Source organism: Arthrobacter sp. Y3225116, from assembly GCF_059091245.1.
This window is the reverse complement of the sequence record NZ_JBNHGL010000181.1, coordinates 1-5918: the sequence shown is the minus strand read 5'-3', so window position 1 is coordinate 5918 and position 5918 is coordinate 1. Positions and strand designations below refer to the sequence as shown.

Here is a 5918-nt window from a genome sequence, read left to right as displayed (position 1 = left end):
GACGGTGGTCTGCACGTTGCCGCCGCGCGCCGCCGATCCCCTGGCCGCGGAGCTGGCGGCGGAGGCCGGAACGGACCGGAGCGGACGCGTGCTGCTCGACGTCGCCTACGATCCCTGGCCCAGCGAACTGGCAGCCGTCTGGCAGCGCCACGGCGGGTCGGTGGTCCATGGATTGGAAATGCTCATCTACCAGGCCGTGGAACAGGTGCGCCTGTTCGCCGGCGATCGCTTCACCAACGCCGCCGAAGTCACAAATGTGATGTGTGACGCGGTAGGTGCACCGCGGCGCTAAACAGCCCGCCGAGGCATGGCAGTATTGAATCCATGTTGCGTTGGTTAACCGCCGGTGAATCCCATGGTCCGGCCCTGGTAGGCATTATCGAAGGCGTCCCTGCCGGCGTCGAACTGACCGCGGCCGAGGTCCAGGATGCCCTGGCCCGGCGGCGTCTTGGCTACGGCCGCGGCGCCCGAATGAAGTTCGAAAAGGACCAGGTCACCCTGGTGGGCGGCGTCCGCCACGGCCTGACCCAAGGCGGCCCGGTGGCCATCGAGGTCGCCAACACCGAATGGCCCAAGTGGGAAACCGTCATGTCCGCCGACCCGGTGGATCCGGCGGCCCTGGCGGATCTGGCCCGCAACGCCCCGCTCACCCGGCCCCGGCCGGGCCACGCCGACTTCACCGGCATGCAGAAGTACGGCTTCGACGAAGCCCGCCCCGTGCTGGAACGGGCCAGCGCCCGGGAGACCGCGGCCCGCGTGGCTTTGGGCACCGTGGCCGCGAAATTCCTCGCCGCGCTGGGCATCCGGCTGGTCAGCCACACCACCGCGGTCGGCCGGGTCTCCGTACCCGAAGGCTGCCCGCTTCCCGGGCCGGGCGATGTCCTGGCACTGGACGAAGATCCGCTGCGCTGCTTCGACGCCGAGACGTCCGAGGCCATGGTGCTGGAAGTAGACCAGGCGCACAAGGACGGCGAAACCCTCGGCGGCGTGGTCGAGGTTCTGGCCTACGGCCTGCCGCCCGGACTGGGCAGCTACGTGCACTGGGACCGCCGGCTGGACGCGCGCCTGGCCGCCGCCTTGATGGGAATCCAGGCGATCAAGGGCGTGGAGGTCGGCGACGGCTTCCTCACCGCCGCCCGCCGCGGATCGGAAGCCCACGACGAGATCGTTCGCAACGAAGACGGCACCATCGTGCGGGCCAGCAACCGGGCCGGCGGCATCGAGGGCGGCATGAGCATCGGGGAGACCCTGCGCGTCCGGGCGGCCATGAAACCGATCGCCACGGTGCCCCGCGCGCTGTCCACCATCGACGTCACCACCGGAGAACCGGCCAAGGCCCACCACCAGCGGTCCGACGTCTGCGCGGTGCCGGCATCCGGCGTCGTCGCCGAAGCCATGGTGGCCCTGGTACTGGCCGAGGCCGTGACCGAGAAGTTCGGCGGCGACTCCGTGAGCGAGACGGCACGCAACCTCCGGTCCTACCTGGCGGCGATCCCGGAGTCGCTGGATTCGATCGGCCGCTAATGGCAGCCGGGCAGCCGCTCAAGCTGCGGCGCCACCTGGTCCTGATCGGCCCGATGGCGTCCGGCAAATCGACGCTGGGCAGCCAGTTCGCCAGCCGGCACGGCCTCGCCTTCGCCGACAGCGACAAGCGGCTCGTCGAACGGCACGGACCCATTCCCGCCATCTTCACCTCGATGGGCGAACACGCCTTCCGCGAGCTCGAGGCCCGCGAGGTGGCGGCACTGCTCGCCGCCGGCCGGCCGCCCGCCGTGGTGTCGCTGGGCGGCGGCGCCATCCTGGACACCGGCACCCAGCAGCTGCTGGCCAACTGCACCGTGGTTTTCCTGGACATCGACGTGGATACCGTGCGCCCGCGCATCATCAAGGACACCGGCCGGCCGCTGCTGGCCGGCGACCCCGTGGGCCGCTGGATCGAGACCTTTGGACAACGCCGGCCGGTCTACGAGCGGCTGGCGGACCTGGTGCTGGACACCCGCGGCAAATCACAGCAGCAACTGCTGGCCGAACTGAGACAACTGCTTGATGAAAGGCACGAACCGTGAGCAACACCGCCGAGGCAACCACCATCCCGGTCACCGGGAACACACCCCAGGAGGCGTACGACGTCGTCGTCGGCCACGCGCTGCTGGGCCGCCTGCCGCAGGTGCTGGGGGAGCGGGTCCGCAAGGTCCTCGTGATCCACCCGCGCGCGCTGCGCGCCACCGGCGACGCGGTGCGCGAGGACCTGGCCGCCAACGGGCTGGAGGCGCTGACCGCCGAAATTCCCGACGCCGAGGAGGGCAAGCACATCCAGGTGGCCTCGTTCTGCTGGCAGGTGCTGGGACAGAACGACTTCACCCGCTCGGACGCCATCGTGGCCGTGGGCGGCGGCGCGGTCACCGACGTGGCCGGCTTCGTGGCCGCCACCTGGCTGCGCGGCGTCAAGGTGGTGCACATCCCCACCAGCCTGCTGGGCATGGTGGACGCCGCGGTGGGCGGCAAGACCGGCATCAACACCGCCGAGGGCAAGAACCTGGTGGGCGCGTTCCACCCGCCGGCCGCGGTGCTGGCCGACCTGGACGCGCTGCAGACACTGCCGCCCAACGAACTGGTCACCGGTCTGGCCGAAGCCGTCAAGTGCGGCTTCATCGCCGACCCGGCCATCCTGGAGGTGATCGAAGCGGACCCCAAGGCCGCCAGCACCGCCGGCACGCCGCAGTTGCGGGAGATCATCGAGCGGTCCATCCGGGTCAAGGCCGAAATAGTCTCCTCCGACCTGCGCGAGTCGGGACGCCGGGAGTTCCTGAATTACGGGCACACCCTCGGCCACGCGATCGAGCTTGCAGAGCGCTACCAGATGCGCCACGGCGCGGCCGTTTCGATCGGCCTGGCCTTTGCCGCCGAGCTGTCCCGGATGGTGGGCCGGCTGGACGACGCCACCGCCGACCGGCACCAGGCGATCCTGACGTCGCTCGGACTGCCCGTGACCTACCGCCGCGACCGCTGGGCCGCGCTGCTGGACGGGATGAAGCGGGACAAGAAGGCCCGCGGCGACCTGCTGCGGTTCGTGGTGCTGGACGGCCTGGCCAAGCCCGGGATCCTGGACGTGCCGGACACCTCGCTGCTGTTCGCCGCCTACCAGGAGATCGCCGAGTAGCGCCGGACGCCGCGTGGTGCCGGAGGCGGCCGGGGGTGGTGCCGGGGGATTTCGACGCCGTGCTGTCCACCTTTTGGCAGGGCGACCGGCGTTTCCGCAGGTCAGGAGCTTGGGCGCCTCCAAGAGTTGGACAATTCCTGCGGAACGTGGACACGTTGGGCCGCCCGTCCGGAGAGAGTCAGCGCCCCACCGGAGAGCCAGCGCCCCACCGGAGAGCCAGCGCCCCAATCGGTGCAGGGGTCCCGCGCGCCGTGGGTTCGCTCCCACGTTTGGCCGGCGGGCCTGGACATCGCCGCACGTCAGGGCCCTTTACGCTGCCAAGACGTGGGGCGTTAGGGCTGAACGTGGGACGCAGCCGCCCACCCCGTCCCCTGCAGCGGCTGGCGTTGCCGGCCGCCACAGCCGCTCCGCGACAAAGCGAGGCGAGCCCATCCGCAGGGCCACGCTTCGGTCAGGCAACCCGCCAGCAGGTAGAATGTCTGCTGGACTTCGCTCCGGGCCGGGCGGACTTTCCGCCCGCGGCCCGCCATCATCGACGAAAGTGAAACTGTGGCCACGACCAACGACATCAAGAACGGCACCGTGCTGAAGCTGGACGGCCAGCTGTGGAACGTCATTGAGTTCCAGCACGTGAAGCCGGGCAAGGGCGGCGCGTTCGTGCGCACCAAGATCAAGAATGTCGTCAGCGGCAAGATCCAGGACAAGACGTTTAACGCCGGCCTGAAGATCGAGACCGCCACGGTTGACCGCCGCGATTACACCTACCTGTACAAGGACGGCGACGACTTCGTCTTCATGGACGTGCAGGACTACGACCAGGTCACAGTTCCCGGCCCGGTGGTCGGCGACGACGAGAACTTCCTGCTGGAAAACATCAAGGTCAACATCGCCATGCACGACGGCATCCCGCTCTACATCGAGCTGCCCGCCTCCGTGGTCATGGAGATCACCTACACCGAGCCCGGCCTGCAGGGCGACCGTTCCACCGGCGGCACCAAGCCCGCCACGGTGGAGACCGGCTACCAGATCCAGGTTCCGCTGTTCCTGGAGACCGGCACCAAGGTCAAGGTCGACACCCGCACCGGCGACTACCTGGGACGAGTCAACGACTAGTGAGTGCTCCCACTTCTGCCCGCGGCAAAGCCCGCCGCAGGGCCGTCGACGTCCTTTTTGAAGCCGAACAACGCGGCGTGTCCGCCGCCGAGGCGCTGGCCGGTCGCGGCAACACCGACCAGGTGATCAACCCCTACACCGCGCAGATCGTGGAGGGCGTCGCCGCGCTCCAGCCGACGATCGACGAGTTCCTGTCCACCTACGCCCAGGGCTGGACGCTGGAACGGATGCCCGCGGTGGACCGCATCATCCTGCGGGTCGGCTCCTGGGAACTGCTCTACAACGACGACGTCCCCGACGGCGTAGCGGTCAGCGAGGCCGTGGAGCTGGCCAAAACGCTCTCGACCGACGAGTCGCCGTCCTTCGTCAACGGCCTGCTGGGCCGGCTGCAGCAGCTCAAGCCCACGCTCCTGGCCTGACACGGGCCCGCAGCCACCATCCCCACGCGCGACGGCGGGTGCCCCCTTTGGCGGGCACCCGCCGTCGCCGCGTTCGGGCCGGGTCGGGGACGGGGGTTGGGGAAGCCACAGGAGGTCGGTGAGCTTGCGCACATCGCCCGCGCATCGCCGTCGCACAGCCGTCACGAACGGCAGGAGCGGAGGCGGGCATGGTAATTTTGAGGGCGCAAGCAACCTTTAAATTCCGTCCAGTGAGGCGGGGAAGGAGGCGGCAACAGATGAACACGGACCACCCGGCGCAGCCGGCATCGTCGCGCGTTGTACTTGCCGAAGCGGACATCAACCGCGCATTGACCCGTATCGCCCACGAGATCCTCGAGGCGAACAAAGGCTCCCAGGACCTGGTCCTGCTGGGCATCCCGCGCCGCGGTTACCCGCTGGCCCGGCGGCTGGCCGCCAAGATCGCCGCCGCCGACCCCTCGGTCGCCGCCGACAAAATCATCGGGCAGCTGGACGTGACCATGTTCCGCGACGACCTGCGCCGGCATCCCACGCGTTCGCCGCTGCCCACGCAGCTGCCGGCCGACGGCATCGACGACAAGGTCGTGGTGCTGGTCGACGACGTGCTCTATTCCGGGCGCACCATCCGCGCCGCCCTGGACGCGCTGGTGGACCTGGGCCGGCCTCGGATCGTGCGGCTGGCCGTGCTGGTGGACCGCGGGCACCGCGAGCTGCCGATCCGCGCCGACCACGTCGGCAAGAACCTTCCCACCTCCTCCAAGGAGAAGGTCCGGGTCCGGCTGGCCGAGACCGACACCAACAACGGCGCACCGGCGGCCGACGAAGTAGTGATCGAGGACGTCAGCGCATGAAACACCTGCTCTCCACCGCGGACCTGGCCAAGCAGGACGCGGTGCAGATCCTGGACACTGCCGAGGAGATGTCCGCGGTCTCCCTGCGCGAGGTCAAGAAACTGCCCGTGCTGCGCGGCCGCACCGTGGTCAACCTCTTCTTCGAGGACTCCACCCGCACCCGCATTTCCTTCGAAGCCGCCGCCAAGCGGCTCTCGGCCGACGTCATCAACTTCGCGGCCAAGGGATCCTCGGTCTCCAAGGGCGAATCGCTCAAAGACACCGCCCAGACCCTGGAGGCGATGGGCGCCGACGCCGTCGTCATCCGGCACTGGGCCTCCGGGGCACCGGCGCGGCTGGCCGGGTCGGGCTGGATCGACGCCGCCGTGGTGAACG

The 5918-nt window shown here is 69.5% G+C and carries 7 protein-coding genes and 1 pseudogene; all 8 read left to right on the top strand.

Features of this window, described 5'->3' with window-relative positions; all coding sequences use genetic code 11:
- Positions 1-292: pseudogene (locus AC5RV2_RS13735) on the top strand (shikimate dehydrogenase); the annotation flags it as partial.
- Between the two features lie 32 nt (positions 293-324).
- Positions 325-1524 carry a chorismate synthase gene (gene aroC / locus AC5RV2_RS13730; RefSeq protein WP_494092792.1) on the top strand — a complete coding sequence of 400 codons (1200 nt, stop codon included), beginning with the start codon at positions 325-327 and terminating at the stop codon, positions 1522-1524.
- A complete protein-coding gene (locus tag AC5RV2_RS13725; RefSeq protein WP_494092791.1) occupies positions 1524-2066 on the top strand; it encodes a shikimate kinase in 543 nt (180 codons plus the stop codon). Before aroC ends, AC5RV2_RS13725 begins: the two co-directional genes overlap by 1 nt.
- Complete coding sequence (gene aroB / locus AC5RV2_RS13720; RefSeq protein WP_494092790.1) at positions 2063-3160, top strand: 3-dehydroquinate synthase; 1098 nt, start codon at positions 2063-2065, stop codon at positions 3158-3160. Before AC5RV2_RS13725 ends, aroB begins: the two co-directional genes overlap by 4 nt.
- A 549-nt stretch (positions 3161-3709) precedes the next feature.
- Positions 3710-4273 (top strand): elongation factor P, encoded by a 564-nt coding sequence (gene efp / locus AC5RV2_RS13715; RefSeq protein WP_493977527.1) that lies wholly within the window; start codon positions 3710-3712, stop codon positions 4271-4273.
- Positions 4273-4692, top strand: a complete 420-nt coding sequence (gene nusB, locus AC5RV2_RS13710) for a transcription antitermination factor NusB (protein WP_494069077.1) — start codon at positions 4273-4275, stop codon at positions 4690-4692. Before efp ends, nusB begins: the two co-directional genes overlap by 1 nt.
- A 257-nt stretch (positions 4693-4949) precedes the next feature.
- Positions 4950-5543 (top strand): bifunctional pyr operon transcriptional regulator/uracil phosphoribosyltransferase PyrR, encoded by a 594-nt coding sequence (pyrR, locus tag AC5RV2_RS13705; protein ID WP_494067912.1) that lies wholly within the window; start codon positions 4950-4952, stop codon positions 5541-5543.
- On the top strand, positions 5540-5918 hold a 379-nt coding region (locus AC5RV2_RS13700; RefSeq protein ID WP_494092789.1), incomplete at its 3' end, for an aspartate carbamoyltransferase. The genes pyrR and AC5RV2_RS13700, both read left to right, overlap by 4 nt.

What these genes read in the sequence shown, in the direction of transcription:
- aroC (WP_494092792.1), top strand. Translation starts at nt 325, where the DNA reads ATGTTGCGTTGGTTAACCGCCGGTGAATCCCATGGTCCGGCCCTGGTA.
- AC5RV2_RS13725 (WP_494092791.1), top strand. Translation starts at nt 1,524, where the DNA reads ATGGCAGCCGGGCAGCCGCTCAAGCTGCGGCGCCACCTGGTCCTGATC.
- pyrR (WP_494067912.1), top strand. Translation starts at nt 4,950, where the DNA reads ATGAACACGGACCACCCGGCGCAGCCGGCATCGTCGCGCGTTGTACTT.